This is a genomic window from Streptomyces sp. NBC_01381 (assembly GCF_026340305.1).
Lineage (GTDB): Bacteria > Actinomycetota > Actinomycetes > Streptomycetales > Streptomycetaceae > Streptomyces.
In genome coordinates this window covers 2,001,471-2,018,550 of record NZ_JAPEPI010000002.1, presented here as the reverse complement: position 1 = coordinate 2,018,550, position 17,080 = coordinate 2,001,471, and the positions used below count along the sequence as shown (strand labels likewise).

The window sequence follows — 17,080 nt, the reverse complement described above, 5'->3', positions numbered from 1 at the left end:
TTGGGGAGCTCAGCGGCGTGCCAGCTGGCGTTCGCCGTTCGCCCCGGGCTGGTAGGGGAGGTCGTAGTGCCGGAAGACCGCCTCCTCGTCCCCGGCGGGAAGTACGTCGTCGCTGCCGATCGAAGGGCACTGCTTCACCAGCGCCTTGTCATGGGCGACCTTCACGTAGCCCGGCCCCACCGTCGCACCGTCCAGGGGGACGAACACCAGACGGTGTCGGGTGGGCAGGCCGACGCGGACCGTGGCCATGGCCGGCTCGTCGGTGCTGGTGTCGACGTAGACCGCCTCCAGCTCACCGATCCTGTGGCCCCGCGCGTCCACCACGTCGTGAGTTCTCCACTCACGGATGTCTGCCATCTGGATCATGCCGACTCCTGACGGTGTGCCGCTGGTTCGGGAAGCGTGGCGACAAGGATCTCGGCGGCCTGGGTGACGTTGTCGGCGTCGACCGCACGCGCCATGGCGCCTCGTGCCGCGTCGGGTGTCGTGTCCGGAGGCACCACCAGGAGGGCGAAGTGGTCTTTGTCGCCACGGGTGATGAGGACGGTGTCGTCGCCGACGGGGAAGGAGTCGAGGCGCACGACCCGGTCGTCGACGATCACACGCGTCGGGACCTCCTCCCAGGCGTCCGTGTCCAGGCCGACGCGCGTGACGGGGCCGAGGTGTGCGGTGAGCGCCCGGATCAGGGCAGGCAGCTCGGTCGCGACGTCGCGGGAACGGGGCCACCAGGCGCCGTCGAGGACGCCTTCGCGGGAGTGGGTCGTCTGCAGCCGGAGCAGGGCCATGCCGGGCTTCACCGCTCGGTGGATCTCGTCCGGAAGGAGCTTCCGAGGGGTGGGAGTGTCGGATTCGGCCATGGTGGTCCGCCTGCCTGCGCGGGGCCCCGCCGACACCTCATGGCCGACGAGATACCGCCGTGGTCTCACGGTACTCCGCGCGCCTGCGGTCATGCCCGCGGACATCGGCCGGGCGGTGTTCCCGGCGGGAAATCACCTGGTCAGAACGGATCGTCCGCCCACGGGCCGGAGTACGCTGGAGGTACCGGGAGTAACTCGAACACCCGCTCCCACGCGGACGTCGTTTCCGGCGATCATGACGCTGGGCCGCCCTGCAGGACGGCCCGGAGACGGGTCCGCGATCATGACCACCGTCGCGCCCCTGCTTTCGCCGCGCCTGTCGCTGACACCGAAGACCGCACTCGTCGGCCTCTTGGACGGCGCCTGGTGGCCTCGCTCGCGTGACCTCGCCGCCGAACTTCCGCCCTTGGTCGACGCACTGGAGGGGCAGTATGGACGCATCACGCGCGTCACGGTGAACCCCACCCGCTGGCCCGTCGTCCCGCACAAGGTTCCCGCCACAGGCCACACCGTGCACGTCGGCTGGTTCACCGAACAGGATGCCGACAAGATGATCCTGCTCTCCTACACCGTCGGCCGCTGCGACCTGCTGGTGATCCCGCCCGAGACCGAACCCGCCGCGGCCGCCCGGCTCATGACCGCCGCAGCCCTCCCCGGGAGCGTCCTGGCCGCCGGTGTCCTGATGGCCGACGAAACCGCGACCGGCCGCCGTATGCGGGACGCCCGAACCAGCGAGGACTCCTGGGAGAACGACGGCGGGGCCACCCCGGCGCCCCTGCGACACCCGGTCGTCGGCGCGCGGATGATTCCCGTGCCGGAAAACCCGCGGAGGTGACCCCATGGAGACCCTGATCACGGTCGCCGCGATCGCCCTGCTGATCGCGCTCGGCACACGCCTGATCCACCGGCTCAACGCCCAGCACGACGCACGCATCGCCGCCCACCACTTCGGCGACCCCTTCCCGGCCATTCGCCGGCCTCCCGGCCACAGTCACCCCACACCGACGGAGCAAGCCGCGCGCCGCAGGCTTACGGGCACTTGGCCCTGACCACCTCGGACCACTCCTCCGACCGAAGGCCGCGGGTGGGTCACCCGACACCCGGGACAACCCACCCGCCGGCCTCTCGCGCATGAAAGGACTCGGTCATGGCGACACTCCGCGAGCGACAGGTCTACCGCGAACGGGTCCTGAACGCCCTCTACGAAGCCACCGAAGGCAACCGTCTCCTCGGAATCCCCGGGCCGCAGCTGCGAAACGACCTCCGCATCCCGGAGGAAGACCTGGCCGCCGCCTGCACCTACCTCGCCGGCGAGGACCTGATCACCGTCGACTGGGAACCGGGCAACACCCCCGCGATGGTCTCCCTCACCCACCAGGGAATCCGCCGCATGGAGGCCGAAGAGGAGGAACGCGGCTGAGCCGGACCGCCCGATGGCCCGCGCTCCCTCCCAGCCAGTCCGGCCCGCAGTCGTACAATTGAACATGGATCGAGCACTCTCACGTGTGACGATCCGGAAGGGCGGCCTCGGCGGAGTGAAAGCGCTGGGGCCGTTGTGACGACCGCCGCCACGAGGCCCGCGCACCGGACGTCATGTCGCCGCCCGGTGCTGGTGGCCCACCTCGCGCGCGACGTCCAGTCCGAGGACGCGGTCCAGAAAGGCGAACGTCTCGAACTTGGCGCCGGCCGGTACGTCGGCGCGCGTGGCCATGGTGGCCAGCGTGTCCAGGACGGCGGGGACACCGAGATCATCAGCCAGCGCGGCATGGGCGTGTCGCAGCACATCGGCAGGGATCGGCCTGGACGGCTCCTGTGCCCAGTCGGCCACCAGCTGCCGCCAGTCCCCCAGCGTCCTCCGGGCCTCTTCGAGCGCAGTACCGGTGACCGCGACCGCCGCGCGGTAAGCGTGCCCGAGCAGCAGCAACCTCACAGCCAGCGGATCGGTCCCCTCCGGGGCCAAGGCGGCCAGGAGCCCTGGGGCCAGGAGGTGGGCCCGGTCCGGGACGCCCCCCTCCCGGGATGCCGGGCCGACCCGGCCCACATCGATGCCGACCCCGCCGACCGCGTCCTGTGCGGCGGTCCCGTACGCGTGGACGTGTACGTCGGCAGCGGCGCAGAGCGTTCCGTTCGGATGGTGATCACCGGCGGTGGCGGGCGGGTGGACGCCAAGAGCGGACATGGCGCGATCAAGCGCCCCGGCCTGCTCATGCGACAGGTCCGGCGTGGTGAGGAACGTGCGGGACTGCAGGCCGTGCAGCTCCGCTGTGCGCGCCAGTACGTCACCGACCAGGAGCGCCCGCAGGTCCACCAGGCCGATCCCGCCGTCGCTGACCGGCAGGTGGACGCAGATGCTCAGCAGATGGCGGCGTACGGAAGGAATCTCCACAGGGTGGCCGGTACGGGTGTCGACGATACGCAGCATGATGCGGAGGCTAGTCGTGGAAACCTCCGGCACCCGGGAAGACCTGACCATGCACTCGACATCAACAAGGCTGTCCCTCCTGGGAGCGGCTTGCTCCCCAAGCCCACGCGACACCGCCCGAGCCACCGCGCACCAACGCTGTGACCAGCCGAAACGACAAACCGGCCGGTGAAGATCCGGAGCCCGATGCGCGTGGCCCGTCCGGTGATTCCCGGCCACCGCACGCGTCACCTTGAGCGTGGTGCTACTGCACCCGGCCCTCGCCGGTCTCGGTCGTGTCCTCTTCGGGCAGGTGTACGTCATTGACGGAGATATTCACTTCGACGACTTCGAGACCTGTCATCCGCTCCACCGCCGTGATCACGTTCTCGCGTACGTCCGCGGCGACCTCGGTGATGCTCACGCCGTATTCCACGACCACTTCCAGGTCGATGGCGGTCTGCTTCTCGCCGACCTCGACCTTGACGCCGCGTCCCGCGCTGGAGCGTCCGCCGGGGACGCGGTCGCGCATCGCACCCATGGTGCGGCTGAAACCGCCTCCCAGGGCGTGGATTCCGGGCACTTCGCGTGCGGCGATCCCGGCGATCTTTTCCACGACTCCGTCCGCGATGGTCGTCTTGCCGCGGGCCGCCGTCGGCTCCCTCGCTCCGGTCTGCAGCGTCGTGCCGACGGCGGTGTGGGGTTCGTCGGGCCGGGTCTCGTGCCGGGTCCGGCTGATCGGCTCCGTCACGCGAAGCCACCTCCTTGGGGGTTCACGGACTTCCGTACGTAGGCAACCGTCGGTCACCACATTTCGTACCAGCCTCCAAGTACCTTGTGGCACAACGGATATGCACACCAGGTACCGCTGAACCCGGCCGACGTCCAGCCCTTGAGACCGGGCAGCTTCCGGACACCTGCTCGGGCGGGATGGGGACTATCCTGAAGTACGGACGTCCTGGACCCCGGCGGACCTGTTGTTACTCGATACAGATGGCTGCGGGGAGCGGACCCTCTTCGTCCGATCACCCGGTGCATCCCCTGGAGGGAACGGGGCAGTTCCCCTGCCCCGGTGGACAGATTGCCGGACCGGACCGTCCGTTCACGCCTCCGCCGAATGTATGCCCTTGCCGGGAGCGTCCCAGAGGAGCCGGTCCGACCACATCCCTTGGCTCTGCCGGCAAGTCTCTGGAACGAGGCGTCATGTCGTTACCGCAGTTGAACATCTACCGGCACGACAGAAGGACCCGGGCCCTGATCACCCTCGCCGGCGAGATCGACCTGGAGACGGTGCCACTGATGCGAACAGCCCTTGAGCAGTGCCTGCGTGATGGCATGCGTACCATCGACGTCGATCTCACCCCCGTCACGTTCTGCGGCTGCTGCGGTCTCAACGCCTTCATCGAGACGTTCCTGCACACCACCGCGGCCGGAGGGACGCTGCGCCTGCACTACCCGCCTCCCATGCTGGCCCGGATGGTCGAACTCACCGGTTCCGGCTACTTGTTCAGGGGGCTTCCGTCCACTCTTGTGCCGGCTTCCGTCCCCACCGCCCCGGTTCCATCTCCCGTGGCGTGCTTCGAGACGTCGCATCGGCTCGCTCCTGCCGCCCCTGCCGCTTCGGGCGGTGTGCTGTGATGGCCTGGCCCCGGCGAGAACAGCCGGCGCAGCCCGTCGGCGACGATCCGTCCGACATGGCCGCGGTGCGGCTGCGGCAGGTGAACCGCTGGCTGGTGGAGGACTTGCGCCAGGAACTGGCGGATCTGTACGTGGCTTCCTGCGAGACCGAGCCCAGCGAGGAGTACCGCAGTCGCAGCCGAGAGGAGTTCCTGAACCGTCTCACCGGTGACATCCGTCGGCCGGGGTTCGCCATGGTGATCGCCGAGACGGACGGCGTGGTGGGATGCGCCTTCGGATTCCCGGTGCGCAGCGACGACTCCTGGTGGCTCGACTTCGACGGCGTGCTGCCGCACGGCATCGAGCAACTCACCGAGTCCAACAGGGTCTTCGCGATCACCAACGTCCTGGTCCGCCCCCATCCAGAGGGCAAGGACCTGGCCCGCCGTCTGCAGGAGCGGCTGCTGGCCGACCACCAGGCGGCGCTCGGGACCACCTTGGTGGATCGGGCCGATCATCCGGCCCTGACCGCCTTCCGGTCCTGGGGCTGGCAGGACATCGGAGAGCTCTGGCGGCCGACCGGCGCCACGACGTTCCGTGTCCTGGTCCTCCCCCTCGGCGAACGAACCGTGGAGCGACTGGAGGGACCGTCTCACCCTTCCTGGACGCGGTGACCCGGGTGATGCCGAACGGCCGGTCGGCCCGGATCCGTGTGCTGGTCGCCGAACAGGCCGCCCGACGTGGTGCCAGGGTCGGCGTGCTGGATGTGTGCGCCGCGGCGGTGGCCTCGCTGCCGGTCGGCGGGGCCGGGATGTCGGCGATGTCCCGGACCGCGGCGAGCCATCCGCTGTGCAGCACGGACGACATCAGCGAGCAGTTGGAGGAGTTGCAGCTCACCCTGGGCGAGGGGCCGTGCGTGGATGCCTTCACGCACGGCGCGGCCATCCTGACGCCCGACCTGCGGACCGGTGAACTGCAGGACTGCTGGCCCGTGTTCGCCGATGCGGCCCTGGAAACCGGAGCTCTCGCGGTCTTCGCGCTCCCCCTGCAGGTGGGCGGGATCTGTCCCGGAGTCCTGGATCTCCACGCCCAGGTCCCGGTCCGGCTGGACCCGGAGGAACTGGCCGACGCACTGGCCTTCGCCGAGGTCGCGACGCTGGTCCTGCTGGACGCCCGGGTCGAGGCGAGTGCGCCGCCCGGCGACGGCGCATCGGAGGAGCGCATGGCGGACCTGGGCGGTTACCGGGCGGAAATCTCCCAGGCCACCGGCATGCTCACCGTCCAGCTCGGCGTCGGCATCGACGAAGCCTTCGTCCGGCTGCGCGCCCACGCCTATGCCCAGGGGCGCCGGGTCACCGCCGTGGCCGCCGACGTGGTGGCCCATCGACTCCGCTTCTCCGCGGGCGCGGAGCCGACCCGGGACGACGAGGAGGACACCTGACGCCCTCGCACGGTCCAAGGAGCGTACGGCGCACCGCACTTCCCGCCCCATTCCGGCAGGACCAGCCTCCATAGAGGGTGTTGACAATGAATGAGCGACTCCTGGCCACGACCTTCGTCGAGTTGGCGGACAATCTGGTCGCCGACTTCGACCTGATCGATTTCCTGCGCCTGCTGACCGACCGCTGCGTGGGGATACTCGGGGCGAGCGCCGCCGGGGTACTGCTCGCGGACCACGACGGCGAACTCCGCGTGATGGCCGCCTCCGACGAACAGGTGCGCCTCCTCGAGCTCTTCCAGCTGCAGAACGACGAGGGCCCCTGCCTGGAGTGCTTCCGCGCGGGCGCCCCGGTGTCCGTGCCGGACCTGAGTACGGAGACCGCCCGCTGGCCCCGCTTCGCCGCGCAGGCCCAGCTCCATGGGTTCAGCGCGGTCCAGGCCCTGCCGATGCGGCTACGGGACGAAGTCGTCGGCGCCCTCAACCTCTTCCGAACCACCCCTGGCCCCTTCGATCCGGTCGGCACGCCCATCGCGCAGGCCCTGGCCGACGTCGCCACCATCAGCCTTCTTCAACAACGTTCCACCCAGCGCACCACGGTCCTCAACGAGCAGTTGCAGGCCGCGCTGAACAGCCGCGTCCTGATCGAGCAGGCCAAGGGCAAACTCGCCGAACGTCACAACATCGACATGGAACAGGCATTCACCGCTCTGCGCCGCTACGCCCGCGCCCACAACCGCCGCCTGTCCGACGTGGCCCGCGCCCTCATAGACGACGCCGAACCCCTGGCCGGCCTGGCGTCCTGACCCTCGCCTGTTCACAACCACTTCGCCACCGACCTCGGACTGCCGACCTTGCAAGGGGCCGCCGAGGCTGTGGAGGCCGGACATGGCGGCACCGTCGACCTCGGCCGGATCACTGGTGACGGCACCAGCAGGTACTTCCTGAACACGTTCAGCATCGGTGTCCGCCCCACCCTCGACGACGGACTCCTCGACATCCGCTTCGTCGACGCCAAGCACCCCTTCGCCCGCACCCGCCTCGTCACCGCCTTCCTCACCGGGACCCTCGCCCGCTCCGCGACGGCGAAGTGAGCCCCGCCGCCGACACCCTCGTCCTCGACAAGTGAAACCGTGCCCTCACCGTCTACCTGCCCGCGCCACAGTGAGGACTTGGCCCCAACACGCCGCAGCGCGGGGCCGATCCGGGGCTATGCTGCCAAGCAGACGCCCCAGACCCCGGCGGTGCACGGCAAGACGGCCACGTTGACTGTCCCGTACGTCCCACCGGTCTTCTGAACCGAGGCGTCCCATGCACACTCCGCCGCACCCACAGGAACCCGACGGCTCAGAGCCGTCCGCCATGGACACCGTGCGTCTTCGCCGGCTGAACCGCTGGCAGGCCGAGGACCTGAGTGAGGATCTGGCGGACCTCTTCGTCGAGTCCTCCGTGGCCGCGCCGGGCGAGGAGTTCCGCGGGCGTGAGGAGTTCCTGCGCCGCCTGGCCGACGGCGTACGCCTACCGGGGTTCGACATGCTGATCGCCGAAACCGAAGCCCTGGCCGGGTGCGCCTACGGATTCCCCGTGCCGCGAGACGGCTCCTGGTGGCAGGGGTTCGACGGGCCGTTGCCACAGAACATCGAGCAACTCACCGCGTCCGGGCATCTCTTCGCGATTACCGAGACCCTCGTCCACCCGCACGAGCGGACCCGCGGACTCGCGCGCCGCCTGCAGGAACACCTGCTCGCCGACCACGAATCGTCCCTCGGCGTCACCTTGGTGGATCCGTCCCACGGCGCGGCCCGCGCAGCCTTCAAGTCGTGGGGCTGGCAGGAGGTCGGGCAGGTCCGTCGCAGCTTGCCCGGCCCGCCGGTGTTACACGCCCTGGTCCTTCCGCTCGGACAGCGCACAGCGGAGCATCCGGACGGCCTCGCCCACAATGACCGGACCCAGCGGTCCGAATAGTCGGCGGCGTCGGTGGCGTCGGCTGACGGGGCTCGTGGAGGCGGGGAGGATCATGTGGAGCCGGCTCCGGAGCGGGAGGCACTACGGATCGCGGCGGTGCGCCGCTACGACGTACTGGACACCCCGCCCGACGGAGCATTCGACAGAATCGCCTCCCTTGCCGCTCGGCTCTTCGACGCACCGTCCGCGACCGTGGCGATCGTGGACACCGACCGGGTCTGGTTCAAGGCCACGTACGGCCTGACGGGGGTCACCCAGATCGGCCGGGACCCGGGTCTCTGCACCTCGGCCATCCTCACCGACGGACCCCTGGTCGTCCCCGACACGCTCCAGGATCCGCTCGCCCGCACCCACGAGCTGGTCACGGGGCCGACGCGGGCACGCTTCTACGCCGCCGCCCCGATCGTCACTCGCGACGGTCATCGGCTTGGCACCGTCGACGTGCTGGACACCGTGCCGCGCCGGATCACGCCTGAGCAGGCCACCGCCCTGACCGACTTGGCCGCGTTGGTGATGGACGCACTGGAACTGCGGCTTTCGGCGCTGCGGATGCTCCGGGTGGAGCGGGAGTTGATGGTGGCCGAACACGCGGCACGCGTGCGGGCCGAGCGGGACCGGTCGGAGATCGCCGCCTATGCCTCCACCCTGCAGCGCACCTTGCTGCCGCCCGCGCTGCCGGAGGTGCCGGGCCTGGAAGCGGCCTGCCACTACACGACCGCTTCGGTCCACGACGTCGGCGGCGACTTCTACGACGTCTTCCCGCTCGGCACCGGGCGGTGGGCGTTCTTCCTCGGCGACGTCAGCGGCCGGGGCGCGACCGCCGCCGCCCTGACCTCACTGATCCGCTACACGCTGCGCACCACCGCCCTGCTCGAGCCGGACCCGTGTGCCGTACTGCGGGTGCTGAACTCCACACTGCTGTCCGACTGTGCGGACGGCAGCCGCTTCTGCACGCTGGTCTTCGGCACTCTCGCCCCCGATCCCGCGGGAGGCTTTGCCGTCACCCTGGCCGGTGGCGGACACCTTCCCGCCTTCTCGCTGCACCCGGCGCGCCGCGACGGTCCCGACCGAGCCATCGCCCGAGCCGCGCCGGTGAGCCTGCCCGGAGGCATGCTCGTCGGCGCCCTGCACCAGGCGGACTTCGCCTCCCGGACCGTACAACTCCTGCCCGGCGAGGCCCTTCTCCTCTACAGCGACGGAATCATCGAGGCCCGCACCTCCCGGGGCGCCCGGTTCGGTGAAGCCGGACTTGCCGCCCACCTCACCCACCACGCCGCCACCAACCGGGCTCTCGGCGCCACCGCGATCATCGACGACCTCACCGGGCTCCTCGCCACCTTCCCCGCCGGCCCCGCCGACGATGTCGCGCTCCTCGCCCTGAGCGCGACCTCGACGACACCGGCCACGGTGCCCTCCGGCGCATCGGGCACCGCCCACACCAGCCTGCCCCTCCTCGCGAAGGTTTGGGATCCATGCGCGGGGCCACCCGAAGAGGGCGTCCGCCGATCGGCCGGGACGAAGGCACCGGAGAGTTGGGTTCACAGCTCCCGGTGCCGCCCGCGGGACACCCGGGCCGTCACCGGTGGTCATGAAGACGCCTCCGCGCACGGCGCAGCTCCCGCCGTAGCTGCTCCGGGAGAGGTTCATCGCGCGTAGTGGCGACCAGGGCAGCGGCCACGTCCCGGAGTTTGACATTGCAGTGCTGCGGCACATCCACCAGCACACCCCAGGCAGCATCGCTGGAACACGGCGCCAGAGCCATCACCATGCCGGGCGCCTGGTCGATCACCGCACGACTGGCCAGCGCCTGCCCCAACTGCTCATTCTCGGCACGCAGCGCGACGGCCTCGGCCATCAGAGCCACAACTCCCGGCGAAGGCACGTCCGTTGAAAGCCGCTTCTCTTCGCCGGGCGGATGCCTCTCACTCGGCGGGCAGTATGTCGTCGGTGCCGATCGACGGGGCCTGTTTGACCAGTGCTTTCACATAGCGGACTTTGAGGTGGCCGGGGCCGACGACGGCGTCCGCGAGGGGGACCAGGACCAGGCGGTGACGCGTGGGCAGTCCGGTCCTGACGGCGGCCATGGCAGGTTCATCGGTGGTGGCGTCCACATAGACGGATTCGAGGACGCCGATCTTGTGCGAGTCCGTATCGACCACGTCGAGGTCGCGCCACTCACGGACATCGGCCAGCTAGATCATGTTCCTTCTCCTGTCGGGGCTCAGCTGCTGGTTGGCGCGGACTCGGCGCGGATGTCATATGCGTTCTGCTGCGTACAGACGCCGCAGCGCACCGCTGCCATCATCATTCCGGGGGCCTGGTCGATCACTGCCCGGCCGGCCAGGGCCCGGCGCAACCGGGCGATCTCGGCGTGCAGTTCGACGACGTCCGGGTCCGTAGCCGCATCGCCCCAGGACACCTCGGCCGTCACCGGTGTTGCTGCTCGTCCCGACGGTCCTGGCGGCTCCAACGCCCCTGGCGCTGGCGCCGGTGGCGGCGGTCCCAGCGGTCTTGTCGGTCGCGGTAGTCCCGATCGTCCCGGTACTCGAAATTGCCGCCCCGGCCCCGGCTTCCAGTGCCGCCCCGGCCATAGCGCACGGCCACGAAGATCAGTACAGCGGCGGCAGCCCACGCACGATGGTCTACGCCTGCGGTTCTGCTCCCCTTCCCTGCACCCCACCTGGCGTCCGCCGGTCCGGGCGAGCCTCGGTTCGGGCGGCACGCCGCCTGACGAACTGCGGCAGCAGCCCCCACAGCCCCACACACACGAGCAGTGTCGCACTGCCCGCGAGGACGCCCTCAACGCGGCCGAGCACCACGTCGACGACGAGCAGGACGGAACCGGTGAGAGCCAGCATGAGAACGCTCAAACCCGCCCCCGCCAGCCGCGACGAGGCCGACACGATCTCGGGCTTGGCCCCACGCCGGAACAGCGTGCGATGCAGCGCGGCGGGGGTGGCGAACAGGGCCGCGGCCAGCACCGCGAGCAGCAGCGTCGTGACGTAGGTCGCGCGCTGCGCCGTGTCAAGCTCGGGAAAGCGGGGGGTGAAAGCCAGAGTCAGCAGGAATGCGAACAGGATCTGGACCCCGGTTTGAATGATCCTCAGTTCCTGCAGCAGTTCGCCGTAGTTCCGGTCGGCCCGCTCCAGCGTCGTCTCATCCCGGGGTGTGCGGACATTGTCCTCGGCCATGTCCTGGCAAGCTACTCGCCACCCGACGTCCAGTCCTCCTGCGCGTCGCGACCGCCGGCCGTGCGGCCCGACAGAGCTGGCCGCTTGCGACCTGTTCACGAAGTTCGGCCAGGGCTAGCGTGCGTGGTGCCGCCCCGGTCCCCGGCCGCATCCTTCGGTTGTCGCGCCCCAGGGCGCACCCCTCCCTGCGCGGGCACCCATCCGGTGTCCGTCCCGCCGCACGCATCCCTCAGCAGGCGGTTCCCATGTACGCACTGGTCACTCTCGTTCCCTTCGTGCTTCTCGCCACCGTGATGGGTCTGTCCTGGTGGGAGGACCGCATCCTGCCACCCGCCGATCCGTCCGGCCCTCCTGTCACGGCGGCAGCATCGTCAGCCCCGCCTCATGCGGCCAACCCCGCACTGCTCAAGGGCCGTTGACAGGGGACGCCTCCAGGCGTTGACTGGCGGCACGGCGTAGGGCCTTGCCACTCCGGACGGTTCGGCGACGCGTTCCACCTTCCACCTTTCCCGCTTTCGCCCGGACCCCGCGGATACCAGGAACCATTCCGCGCGATCTGGAGGCCCGGCGATGCTCTTGTGGATTCTCCTCTTTCTGCTGATCCTGGTGATCTTCGGGTTCGGCTTCACGCTGCAGATCCTCTGGTGGGTGGCGGCCGTTCTGCTGGCCCTCTGGATCATCGGCTTCTTCATGCGAGGCCGCGGCGGCAGTCGCAGCGGCACCCGGCACCGGTTCAGCCGCAGCCGCGGGTGACACGGCGCCCAACCCATCCAGCGGACCGATCAAGGACAGCCATGAGTGCTGGACACACGTTCAGGAACAAGGCACAGGCCCTCAAGGGCCGGATCACCGAGCGCATCGGCCGGACCACCCGGAACAGGCGACTGCAGCGCGAGGGCAGGACCGACCGGATCTCCGGAAACCTGAAGCAGTCCGGCGACAAGGCCAAGGACGCCTTCCGTCGCTGACCCCCGACGCCCCGGGTGGTACTCACGGCGCGTGGACGCCACCCGGCAGGCACCAGCAGGACACAACTCAAAAGGGAACAAAAGAGGTTGAGGGAAATGAAGCAGCAGAGCAGCGTACGAGTCCCGGGCCGGAGAGGGCAGCCATGTTCACCGTCGTGATCATCGCCGTGGTGGTCATCGCGGCGGGCACCCTCCTCTTCATCGGACGCACCCGGCCTCCCGGCGGTGGCAGGCGCGGCCTGCAGCGGCGATTCGGCCCCGAGTATCAGCAGTCCGTCGACCGCCACGACGGCGACGTGAAAGCAGCCGAGCGGGAACTCAGCGATCGCGTCAAGCGCCACCTTTCGCTCCACGAGCGGACGCTGCCTCCTGAGGTCCGCGCACACTACGCGGCCCAATGGGCGGATTGTCAGGAGCAGTTCGTCGACTCACCGCACAAGGCGGTCACCGAAGCCGACGCGCTCCTCACACGGCTGGCAGAGGACCGGGGCTATCCCGACGGCGACCAGTTCGACGAGCAGCTCGCCGCGCTCTCCGTCCGCCACGCCCACTACGTCGACGGCTACCGCAGCCTGCACACGGCAGCCCGCGGCCAGAGCGGCACCGAGGAGATGCGGGAGGCCATGATCGAAGCCCGCCCCCTCTTCGAGGCGTTGGTCACCGATCAGTCGGCGGGCTCGCACCGGCGCCGTCCGCAATCCCCCGACCACCGCGGCCACACGCCATGGGCGCAGAGCCGACGCCATGCGAAGGGAACGGGCACACGATGATGTACGACCAGGAACGCGCACAACAGCCCCCGGCCGGGAGGCCGAACCTCGCCGAGCAGCACGCCTCGCCGCCGCCCCACTCCGAACCGCCTCGCACAGCCGATCAGCCGGTCACCAGCGCCAACGATCCCGACGACACCCCCAGCCTCGTGCTGCTCCCCCAAAACGATCGGGACAAGCTCGGCATGCGGCTCCAGCAGGCCCTCAACGCCTTCGTGGAGAGCCCGCGCCAGGCGCTGGAGGAGGCCGACGACGTCTTCGAAGAAGCCGTGTCCCAGGTGACCGCGACCCTCGCGGAGCGGCACCGTGTCCTGCGTGCGGGCTGGCGGGGCCAGGACACCGCAGCGCAGACGGAGGAACTACGGCTCGCGCTACAGCAGTACAGGCAGACCACAGAACTCCTGCTGCGCATGTAGCACCTCCCGGTCAAGGACTCCCGTCGACAGGTCAGCGGCTCGGCACGGCGAGGCGCAGAATGCGGGCCTCCCCGCGAGCAGCGGGAAGAGCACACAGTCCTTGGCTAGTTGTCGGCCGGCCTTGGTGAGGAACCCGGTGAGGTCGGCCGCGAGGGAACGTCACGTCTTCCGGCCGGCGGCGACGGCATCGGGCTCCAGGTCGTAGAGCGCGATGCCCCACTCGAAGAGCGGTGCGAGCACGAAGTTGTAGAGCGGCTGGGCGAGATGACGTGGACGCCAGCGCTGGTCGGCGCTCATCCGGAAGACGACGTATCCGAGGTCCCGGTCACGGTCCACGACATTGGTCCAGGTGTGATGCAGGTGATTGTGGGTGTGCTTCCACGCATCGGCGGGGGTGAGAAAGTCCCATTCCCACGTGGTGGAGTGGATCGCCGGGTCTCCCATCCAGTACCACTGGCCGTGCAGGATGTTATGACCCAGCTCCATGTTCTCCAGGATCTTGGCGACGGAGAGCATGGCGGTGCCCGCAGCCCAGGCGGGCGGAAACAGCGAGACGGCCAGGGCGACCCGGCCTCCCGTTTCCAGGCCGCGCTGGGCGGCGATCACGGTCACGGAGAACTCCTTGGGTGGCTGGGCATCGAGGGCGAGCGGGCCGGCTGCCGCGGAGACACAGGTCTGGATCAACTGGCCTGCCCGGTCGTGGACTTCACCGGTACGCAGGTCGCGCACGAGGCTGTACGTCAGTGGCGTGAGGCAGCCGAAGCAGATACCGCGTCGGCATCCGTACGGCATCACCACCCCCACCGACTCACCCACGACGAGAAGCGGGGTGGCCGCGCCCGCAGTGACCTCAGTACCGGTGCGTGTGAACAGCACCCGGCCACTGGAAGCCGCATCCCGATGCGGCGGCAGGACCGGTTCCAGCTGGAAACGCTTCACGTGGAGCCGCTCCCTGAGCCCCGCCCGGCGCCTGTGGGACTCCAGCGCGTCGAGCAGGGCTGCCGGACCGCAGGCCCAGGTCTCCCGCTCCCGCCAGTCGGGGCAGAGCCGACCCAGATCGTCCGGGGCGAGCCTGCCGTACGGCCGGGTGTGGTGTTCGCGATGGTCCAGCCAGGTCAACCGCCCTCCGGCCGCGCGCAGTTCGGAACCGAAGATCAGGAGGCCCCGTTGGGGAGCGTGCGGGGAGAATCGACCACGCAAACGGGATGCACAGCGAAAGCGCCGGAAACGTTCATCACCGCAGGCCAAGGTGGGCCACCAAGCAATTCGTGCAGGTCAGCGCCGCGCGGGTGACGATGTCAAGAAGATCTCTTCTTGGGCGGCCATCTTGTTTGCACCCACGTTGGTGGGAACGATCTACGGCATGAACTTCGACCGGATGCCGGAACTGGGGTGGGCGTTCGGGTATCCCTTCGCGATCCTCCTGATGGCGGTGGTGTGCGTGAGTCTGTACTTCATCTTCAAGCGGCGGGACTGGCTTTGGCACCGGGCATGAGACCCTCAATCCACTTCGCCTACGCGATCGACCCGGAGAGCCCGGAAGCGGGTGCCCCGTGGGCGGCGAGTTCTTCGGCCAATTCCATGCAGCGCAGGCGGGCCGGGGAGAAGGCGTAGGGCATCTTGCCAGTGGCTTCGAATGCGCTCATGGAGTCTTGCCCCCTGCCAGAGCTTCGGCCGGCCTCATCCTCGCCCTCATCAGCGGTAGTGGGGTGCAAAGCGTCCCAGGAGTCGAAGAGCGCATCGTCGCTCTTCGCCAGGCCGGAATCCTCGATGACGGCTTGCAGCGCCTTTTCGAAGGCGTGCCGTTCGGCAGCCACTTGGGCCACGCGGGGGTCATCGACAGCGATCATGTCATTGAGTGCCTCCTCGGCGGCATCAACACGGTCGGAGTCCTCCCGCAGATCCGGGTGGGTGGCCAGGGCCATGAAACGGGTGGCCTGGACGGCCGCACCGAGCGGGCCGAAGATCCGCTCGGTGACCAGCAGGCTGTCCAGGTCCGCCTGGCGCAGGGAGCCCTCGGGCAGGCTCTTGAGGCGGCCGGTGACGAAGTCGGAGAGCAGGCCCATCCTGCTGCCCTCGGTGCGCATGCGCCGCGCGGCAGTCCGTTGCCGCCGCAGTTCTGCTTCCTGGGCGACGAGGGTTTCCTCCAGCCGTTCCAGGATGCTCACGATGCCGTCGTCGCTGTCGGCACCGGCGGAAGCCGTGTCGGCGAAGGCGTCACGGATGTCGTCCAGGGCGATCCCGGCGTCGGCCATCTTGCGGATCCACAGCAGTCGGATCATGTCTTCGTAGCCGTAGCGGCGGCGGTCGTCGCTGCCTCGCTCGGGCTCGGGGAGCAGACCGATCTCGTGGTAGTGACGGATCGCCCGGGGTGTGGTGCCGACGAAGGCGGCCGCGTCACCGATCTTGACCTGGCGCTGCGGGACGAAGGACGAATACATGAGCAGGGGGCCTTCCTCAGTGGGGCGGGACGTGAGTCCACCGGACCACATGCCGCTACGGAAGGTGCAACCCGAGCCACTCGGCCCGGCATCCGTGCGAGGGGAAGTACCCCTTTCTCCGTAACGATCGGTCCGCCCTCTGCCAGGACGCCCGCAGGAGGGCAGGCGGGTTCACAGCCACCGCAGGCAGCAACGACTCCAGCCAGACCTGAAACCCGACCTAGCAGCCCGTCGCTCGAGGTCCCATGAATGCCTCGCCTCGCCCCCCTCTGCCAACGCGGGCCGTCGCTGACAACATGAACGGTTCCCCCGCAGACAATCGCCTGTTGGCGCGCAGCGCGTTGCCGCACACCAGCCAACACGTCGGCCGCGACCACCTCCCAGACTGGCCTGCGATGATGACGGCGTGCCAGAGCCAGGGACCACTGCCGTCGTCATTGTCTTGCCCGATGCCGCCCCGCTCCTCGATGCGGCGTGGCGTATCGACCCGGCTCTGGTGCGTCGTGGGGTGCCGGCGCACGTCTCGCTCCTCTACCCGTTCGTGCCGGAATCGGTGCTGACAGATCAGGACGAGAAGGGCGTGCGTGCCCTGGCGGCGAGTTTCCCGGCAGCTGATCTGCTCTTGGAGGAGGTCGTGACGGCATCCGGCTTCGTCGCCGTCACCGTTCCGGGACTCCAAACGATCGTCGATGCGTTCCGCACCCAGTGGCCCGGGTTGCGCCCGTACAAGGGCCGCTTCGGGGCGCAGCCCGCCGCCCATGTCACGGTCGCCATGGGTGCGGACGACCCGACAGCTGCCGCCCATGTCCGCGCTGCGATCAGCAGCCTGCTGCCGCTGCACACCCGTGCGACGGCGGTCCAGCTGGTGGTGCTGACGGAGGAAGGCTGGCAGCCGCGGTTCACCGTGCCGCTCGGCGTCCCGGACGGGCCGTAAACACCGCCCGCCAGTCCCTCGCCCCTGGCCGCGAACACAGCCCGAGGCCGGCACCCCGTCCTCGGCCACATCCCGGGGACCA

25 protein-coding genes and 2 pseudogenes are annotated in these 17,080 nt (G+C 69.5%); 17 read left to right on the top strand and 10 right to left on the bottom strand.

Going from position 1 to position 17,080, the window contains the following annotated elements; translation table 11 throughout:
- Positions 1 to 9: 9 nt before the first annotated feature.
- Together OG453_RS30550 and OG453_RS30545 are read right to left on the bottom strand one after the other, a co-directional pair.
- Positions 10 to 366, bottom strand: coding sequence for a PRC-barrel domain-containing protein (locus OG453_RS30550; RefSeq protein WP_266871791.1), 357 nt, complete (start codon positions 364 to 366; stop codon positions 10 to 12).
- Entirely contained in the window at positions 363 to 857 is a 495-nt protein-coding gene (locus OG453_RS30545; protein WP_266871790.1) for a DUF5994 family protein, read from the bottom strand. The genes OG453_RS30550 and OG453_RS30545 overlap by 4 nt, the downstream gene beginning before the upstream one ends.
- A 283-nt stretch (positions 858 to 1,140) precedes the next feature.
- On the opposite strand from OG453_RS30545, the gene OG453_RS30540 reads away from it, so the two are divergent.
- The 3 genes from OG453_RS30540 (at position 1,141) to OG453_RS30530 (ending at position 2,277) form a co-directional block, all read left to right on the top strand.
- Entirely contained in the window at positions 1,141 to 1,692 is a 552-nt protein-coding gene (locus OG453_RS30540) for a DUF5994 family protein (RefSeq protein WP_266871789.1), read from the top strand.
- Between the two features lie 4 nt (positions 1,693 to 1,696).
- Positions 1,697 to 1,906, top strand: a complete 210-nt coding sequence (locus tag OG453_RS30535) for a hypothetical protein (protein ID WP_266871788.1) — start codon at positions 1,697 to 1,699, stop codon at positions 1,904 to 1,906.
- A 98-nt stretch (positions 1,907 to 2,004) separates the two neighbouring features.
- The gene (locus tag OG453_RS30530) at positions 2,005 to 2,277 is read left to right on the top strand and encodes a hypothetical protein (RefSeq protein ID WP_266871787.1); all 273 of its coding nucleotides are present in this window, start codon (positions 2,005 to 2,007) and stop codon (positions 2,275 to 2,277) included.
- A 171-nt stretch (positions 2,278 to 2,448) separates the two neighbouring features.
- On the opposite strand, the gene OG453_RS30525 is transcribed toward OG453_RS30530, so the two are convergent.
- Together OG453_RS30525 and OG453_RS30520 are read right to left on the bottom strand one after the other, a co-directional pair.
- Complete coding sequence (locus tag OG453_RS30525; RefSeq protein ID WP_266871786.1) at positions 2,449 to 3,279, bottom strand: hypothetical protein; 831 nt, start codon at positions 3,277 to 3,279, stop codon at positions 2,449 to 2,451.
- Between the two features lie 244 nt (positions 3,280 to 3,523).
- On the bottom strand, positions 3,524 to 4,009 hold the full coding sequence (locus tag OG453_RS30520; RefSeq protein ID WP_266871785.1) for an Asp23/Gls24 family envelope stress response protein: 486 nt from the start codon (positions 4,007 to 4,009) through the stop codon (positions 3,524 to 3,526).
- Between the two features lie 452 nt (positions 4,010 to 4,461).
- Here OG453_RS30520 and OG453_RS30515 point away from each other — a divergent pair, with 452 nt between their 5' ends.
- The 7 genes from OG453_RS30515 (at position 4,462) to OG453_RS30485 (ending at position 9,934) form a co-directional block, all read left to right on the top strand.
- Positions 4,462 to 4,896, top strand: coding sequence for an STAS domain-containing protein (locus OG453_RS30515; protein WP_266871784.1), 435 nt, complete (start codon positions 4,462 to 4,464; stop codon positions 4,894 to 4,896).
- Complete coding sequence (locus OG453_RS30510; RefSeq protein WP_266871783.1) at positions 4,896 to 5,549, top strand: hypothetical protein; 654 nt, start codon at positions 4,896 to 4,898, stop codon at positions 5,547 to 5,549. The genes OG453_RS30515 and OG453_RS30510 overlap by 1 nt, the downstream gene beginning before the upstream one ends.
- Entirely contained in the window at positions 5,546 to 6,316 is a 771-nt protein-coding gene (locus OG453_RS30505; protein ID WP_323178683.1) for an ANTAR domain-containing protein, read from the top strand. Before OG453_RS30510 ends, OG453_RS30505 begins: the two co-directional genes overlap by 4 nt.
- Before the next feature lie 86 nt (positions 6,317 to 6,402).
- Positions 6,403 to 7,119 (top strand): GAF and ANTAR domain-containing protein, encoded by a 717-nt coding sequence (locus OG453_RS30500; protein WP_266871782.1) that lies wholly within the window; start codon positions 6,403 to 6,405, stop codon positions 7,117 to 7,119.
- Between the two features lie 69 nt (positions 7,120 to 7,188).
- Entirely contained in the window at positions 7,189 to 7,407 is a 219-nt protein-coding gene (locus OG453_RS30495; protein WP_266871781.1) for a hypothetical protein, read from the top strand.
- A 268-nt stretch (positions 7,408 to 7,675) separates the two neighbouring features.
- A complete protein-coding gene (locus OG453_RS30490; protein WP_266871780.1) occupies positions 7,676 to 8,278 on the top strand; it encodes a hypothetical protein in 603 nt (200 codons plus the stop codon).
- Positions 8,279 to 8,332: 54 nt separating this feature from the next.
- On the top strand, positions 8,333 to 9,934 hold the full coding sequence (locus OG453_RS30485; RefSeq protein ID WP_266871779.1) for a PP2C family protein-serine/threonine phosphatase: 1,602 nt from the start codon (positions 8,333 to 8,335) through the stop codon (positions 9,932 to 9,934).
- Here OG453_RS30485 and OG453_RS30480 read toward each other — a convergent pair.
- The 4 genes and pseudogenes from OG453_RS30480 to OG453_RS30465 all read right to left on the bottom strand — a co-directional run bounded on the left by OG453_RS30480 (position 9,855) and on the right by OG453_RS30465 (position 11,469).
- Positions 9,855 to 10,040, bottom strand: a complete 186-nt coding sequence (locus OG453_RS30480) for an ANTAR domain-containing protein (protein WP_266873181.1) — start codon at positions 10,038 to 10,040, stop codon at positions 9,855 to 9,857. The genes OG453_RS30485 and OG453_RS30480 overlap by 80 nt on opposite strands.
- A 163-nt stretch (positions 10,041 to 10,203) precedes the next feature.
- Positions 10,204 to 10,470, bottom strand: a pseudogene (locus OG453_RS30475) (PRC-barrel domain-containing protein); the annotation flags it as partial.
- A gap of 29 nt (positions 10,471 to 10,499) precedes the next feature.
- Positions 10,500 to 10,709: a hypothetical protein gene (locus tag OG453_RS30470; protein WP_266871778.1), complete on the bottom strand. Its 210-nt coding sequence runs from the start codon at positions 10,707 to 10,709 to the stop codon at positions 10,500 to 10,502.
- Positions 10,710 to 10,920: 211 nt separating this feature from the next.
- On the bottom strand, positions 10,921 to 11,469 hold the full coding sequence (locus OG453_RS30465; protein WP_266871777.1) for a DUF6328 family protein: 549 nt from the start codon (positions 11,467 to 11,469) through the stop codon (positions 10,921 to 10,923).
- A gap of 245 nt (positions 11,470 to 11,714) precedes the next feature.
- Between OG453_RS30465 and OG453_RS30460 the strand changes: the two genes are divergently transcribed.
- The 5 genes from OG453_RS30460 to OG453_RS30440 all read left to right on the top strand — a co-directional run bounded on the left by OG453_RS30460 (position 11,715) and on the right by OG453_RS30440 (position 13,623).
- Positions 11,715 to 11,888: a hypothetical protein gene (locus tag OG453_RS30460; RefSeq protein WP_266871776.1), complete on the top strand. Its 174-nt coding sequence runs from the start codon at positions 11,715 to 11,717 to the stop codon at positions 11,886 to 11,888.
- A 151-nt stretch (positions 11,889 to 12,039) separates the two neighbouring features.
- Positions 12,040 to 12,222: a hydrophobic protein gene (locus OG453_RS30455; RefSeq protein WP_266871775.1), complete on the top strand. Its 183-nt coding sequence runs from the start codon at positions 12,040 to 12,042 to the stop codon at positions 12,220 to 12,222.
- A 41-nt stretch (positions 12,223 to 12,263) separates the two neighbouring features.
- Positions 12,264 to 12,437 carry a CsbD family protein gene (locus tag OG453_RS30450; protein ID WP_266871774.1) on the top strand — a complete coding sequence of 58 codons (174 nt, stop codon included), beginning with the start codon at positions 12,264 to 12,266 and terminating at the stop codon, positions 12,435 to 12,437.
- 143 nt (positions 12,438 to 12,580) lie between these two features.
- Complete coding sequence (locus tag OG453_RS30445) at positions 12,581 to 13,207, top strand: hypothetical protein (protein WP_266871773.1); 627 nt, start codon at positions 12,581 to 12,583, stop codon at positions 13,205 to 13,207.
- Positions 13,204 to 13,623 carry a hypothetical protein gene (locus OG453_RS30440; protein WP_266871772.1) on the top strand — a complete coding sequence of 140 codons (420 nt, stop codon included), beginning with the start codon at positions 13,204 to 13,206 and terminating at the stop codon, positions 13,621 to 13,623. Before OG453_RS30445 ends, OG453_RS30440 begins: the two co-directional genes overlap by 4 nt.
- 159 nt (positions 13,624 to 13,782) lie before the next feature.
- Here OG453_RS30440 and OG453_RS30435 read toward each other — a convergent pair whose 3' ends face one another.
- Positions 13,783 to 14,742, bottom strand: a complete 960-nt coding sequence (locus OG453_RS30435; RefSeq protein WP_266871771.1) for a hypothetical protein — start codon at positions 14,740 to 14,742, stop codon at positions 13,783 to 13,785.
- A gap of 172 nt (positions 14,743 to 14,914) precedes the next feature.
- Between OG453_RS30435 and OG453_RS30430 the strand changes: the two are divergent.
- A pseudogene (locus tag OG453_RS30430) lies at positions 14,915 to 15,118 on the top strand (CorA family divalent cation transporter); the annotation flags it as partial.
- 19 nt (positions 15,119 to 15,137) lie between these two features.
- Here OG453_RS30430 and OG453_RS30425 read toward each other — a convergent pair.
- A complete protein-coding gene (locus OG453_RS30425; RefSeq protein WP_266871770.1) occupies positions 15,138 to 16,064 on the bottom strand; it encodes a MerR family transcriptional regulator in 927 nt (308 codons plus the stop codon).
- A 406-nt stretch (positions 16,065 to 16,470) separates the two neighbouring features.
- On the opposite strand from OG453_RS30425, the gene OG453_RS30420 reads away from it, so the two are divergent.
- Positions 16,471 to 16,998, top strand: a complete 528-nt coding sequence (locus OG453_RS30420; protein ID WP_266871769.1) for a 2'-5' RNA ligase family protein — start codon at positions 16,471 to 16,473, stop codon at positions 16,996 to 16,998.
- Positions 16,999 to 17,080: the final 82 nt, after the last annotated feature.

Bases quoted from the DNA above. Each gene is read 5' to 3' on its own strand.
- OG453_RS30515 (WP_266871784.1), top strand. From the start codon at position 4,462: ATGTCGTTACCGCAGTTGAACATCTACCGGCACGACAGAAGGACCCGG.
- OG453_RS30510 (WP_266871783.1), top strand. From the start codon at position 4,896: ATGGCCTGGCCCCGGCGAGAACAGCCGGCGCAGCCCGTCGGCGACGAT.
- OG453_RS30460 (WP_266871776.1), top strand. From the start codon at position 11,715: ATGTACGCACTGGTCACTCTCGTTCCCTTCGTGCTTCTCGCCACCGTG.
- OG453_RS30540 (WP_266871789.1), top strand. From the start codon at position 1,141: ATGACCACCGTCGCGCCCCTGCTTTCGCCGCGCCTGTCGCTGACACCG.
- OG453_RS30545 (WP_266871790.1), bottom strand. From the start codon at position 857: ATGGCCGAATCCGACACTCCCACCCCTCGGAAGCTCCTTCCGGACGAG.
- OG453_RS30490 (WP_266871780.1), top strand. From the start codon at position 7,676: ATGGACACCGTGCGTCTTCGCCGGCTGAACCGCTGGCAGGCCGAGGAC.
- OG453_RS30425 (WP_266871770.1), bottom strand. From the start codon at position 16,064: ATGTATTCGTCCTTCGTCCCGCAGCGCCAGGTCAAGATCGGTGACGCG.
- OG453_RS30450 (WP_266871774.1), top strand. From the start codon at position 12,264: ATGAGTGCTGGACACACGTTCAGGAACAAGGCACAGGCCCTCAAGGGC.
- OG453_RS30550 (WP_266871791.1), bottom strand. From the start codon at position 366: ATGATCCAGATGGCAGACATCCGTGAGTGGAGAACTCACGACGTGGTG.
- OG453_RS30465 (WP_266871777.1), bottom strand. From the start codon at position 11,469: ATGGCCGAGGACAATGTCCGCACACCCCGGGATGAGACGACGCTGGAG.
- OG453_RS30525 (WP_266871786.1), bottom strand. From the start codon at position 3,279: ATGCTGCGTATCGTCGACACCCGTACCGGCCACCCTGTGGAGATTCCT.
- OG453_RS30445 (WP_266871773.1), top strand. From the start codon at position 12,581: ATGTTCACCGTCGTGATCATCGCCGTGGTGGTCATCGCGGCGGGCACC.
- OG453_RS30440 (WP_266871772.1), top strand. From the start codon at position 13,204: ATGATGTACGACCAGGAACGCGCACAACAGCCCCCGGCCGGGAGGCCG.
- OG453_RS30455 (WP_266871775.1), top strand. From the start codon at position 12,040: ATGCTCTTGTGGATTCTCCTCTTTCTGCTGATCCTGGTGATCTTCGGG.
- OG453_RS30535 (WP_266871788.1), top strand. From the start codon at position 1,697: ATGGAGACCCTGATCACGGTCGCCGCGATCGCCCTGCTGATCGCGCTC.
- OG453_RS30500 (WP_266871782.1), top strand. From the start codon at position 6,403: ATGAATGAGCGACTCCTGGCCACGACCTTCGTCGAGTTGGCGGACAAT.
- OG453_RS30480 (WP_266873181.1), bottom strand. From the start codon at position 10,040: ATGGCTCTGGCGCCGTGTTCCAGCGATGCTGCCTGGGGTGTGCTGGTG.
- OG453_RS30530 (WP_266871787.1), top strand. From the start codon at position 2,005: ATGGCGACACTCCGCGAGCGACAGGTCTACCGCGAACGGGTCCTGAAC.